At 46.6% G+C, this 1,947-nt stretch carries 2 protein-coding genes; both read right to left on the bottom strand.

Annotated elements, in window-relative coordinates; translation table 11 throughout:
* Positions 1 to 78: 78 nt before the first annotated feature.
* Positions 79 to 1,401, bottom strand: coding sequence for a hypothetical protein (locus QVA83_RS19510; protein WP_287498833.1), 1,323 nt, complete (start codon positions 1,399 to 1,401; stop codon positions 79 to 81).
* 178 nt (positions 1,402 to 1,579) lie between these two features.
* A partial coding sequence (locus tag QVA83_RS19505; protein ID WP_287498832.1) for an HAD family hydrolase occupies positions 1,580 to 1,947 on the bottom strand: 368 nt, incomplete at its 5' end.

The following is a 1,947-nucleotide window of genomic DNA, read 5'->3' as shown; positions in this document are numbered from 1 at the left end:
ATCTAAAAGCTAGTTCGTACTAAATTTAATAACGAAAAGCCCGCTTTATTTGCGGGCTTTTTTGAACTAGCTTCTCACTTACGGCGCACTCTCACGCCTTACTGCTTCTTTTTGATAAAGCGGCAGTAAGCGAATTCGGCCTTTAATTTCCTCGACTTCTTTTAAGTACGCTTCACTGTCTACCCGTTGATATTGTTCGGTAAACGCTTGCTTACTTAAGCCTTCAGGCAGCCCATCGATAGGCGGGATGATTTCAAGCTCACTTTGAATGCGCGCAATCGCGTTTTGCACTTCCATTGCAGTATTTGGATGGGTCGCAACTTTTGCAAACTCAGTACCCGACATATCAGCTGCCAGGTCGACAAAACTATAGCCAGAGCCACCATTACCGCGGTCCATGAGTTCTTTAAACTCGCCAATTGCTAGGGACATGCCTTGTTCCGCCAACAATTCCAATGCAGCAGAAATAATAAAATGACGAGCCAAATCGTTGCGCTTGTGCAGCACGGCGCCTCTACGTGGTTTTAACGCCTTATCGGCATCTGGCTGGATGTCGCCCACCAAAGTACCAACTCTATGATGCCCAACATAAACCGACAACGCGAGAATTACCGCATTGTTATGAAGCACGGCATCTTGCGGCGTTTGACTTTGCTCTCGCGCTCGTGCCATTCCCTCGCGCAAGTATTCAATAAGGGATACCGGTTTACTTGATAAGGCTATTTCTCTACCAGACAAATACCGTAAATAGTACGCAGATAACTGCTGAAGCTCGGTCTGTTCGCTTACCGACATGTTCGACGCCACCACGTTTAACTCGCTTAGCAGCTCATCTAAACGCCCAACATCAAGGGTAAGTTCACCGCTTCTCATGGTCACACGTTCAACCCGCGATAACGCAATGGTGGCTATTTCTGATTGCGTATAAGAGTTCACCGTACGCTCTAAAAACCCAAGTAAAAAACGACCCGGAATGGTTAAGTCGCCAACTTGGACTTGCTCTATACGCAAGCTATCTCCAGGGAGTACTAGTGCTGACGCATTTACATAATACCCCGTATTGTTGATAGCATAAGTGACGTTAATGGTTCCCGCCAACGGTGTGATATTCACTACGCCCTTAAAGTCAGGTAATGCACGCTGTAACACACCCACTAAGCTTTCGACTTGGGTTTCGGTGAGCGTAACTTGATGCCCCTCTTCTCGGCGGGAAAACGCCTGTTGCAGCTGACCGAGGAGTTCATTAACGCTATCAGCACCATCTAGCTGTGTGGGCGCTGTCGATGCGACTAATGGCGCTTTTTGCACAGCCATAACCGTAATCGTAGCAACGCTTACTACAAGCAGAACAACAATGATGGCAAGAGTAATCAAAAGCCATTTTACGCTACGCAAAATCATGAGAAATCAGCTGTACCTGTCATTACATTGAATAAAAAATAAGTTAGCGCTTCTGGCGTTCTTTGCTGTAAAACAAAGAAAGTTACGCCCTAACGTGCTGGTTATACTACGTTATCTATTTTCGCGCCACCAGTGACAAGTGGCACGACAAGTCGGCAATTAACCTCCACCGCATTCGCTAAAAAACGAGTTCGCAGTCCACCCAGTCTTTCAAGCTTGTATACCGCACTGTGGCACCAGACAAGTCATGATGTCTCGACAAATCCGTGGGTATCACAACGCAGGCTAGGTTTGCAGCAAGTGCCGCTGTCATGCCGGTTTGCGTGTCTTCAATTGCTACACATTCACTGGGTATTTTTCCTTGCTTGTCCATTGCAAGCGCGTAACAATCAGGTGCTGGTTTGCTGTTTTCGACATCTTCCACGGCAACCACGCAAGAAATATAAGCACTTAAACCATACTGAGATAAGGTTTTTTCCACCGACTTTTTACTTCCCCCAGTCACAATGCCAATGGTGTAACCTTTGTTTGCACAATGCTCAATGG

The sequence above is a fragment of the Alteromonas sp. AO-Serp genome (assembly GCF_017849675.1).
GTDB lineage: Bacteria > Pseudomonadota > Gammaproteobacteria > Enterobacterales > Alteromonadaceae > Alteromonas > Alteromonas macleodii.
The sequence above is the reverse complement of the archived record's forward strand: the minus strand, read 5'-3'. Positions and strand labels throughout refer to the sequence as shown.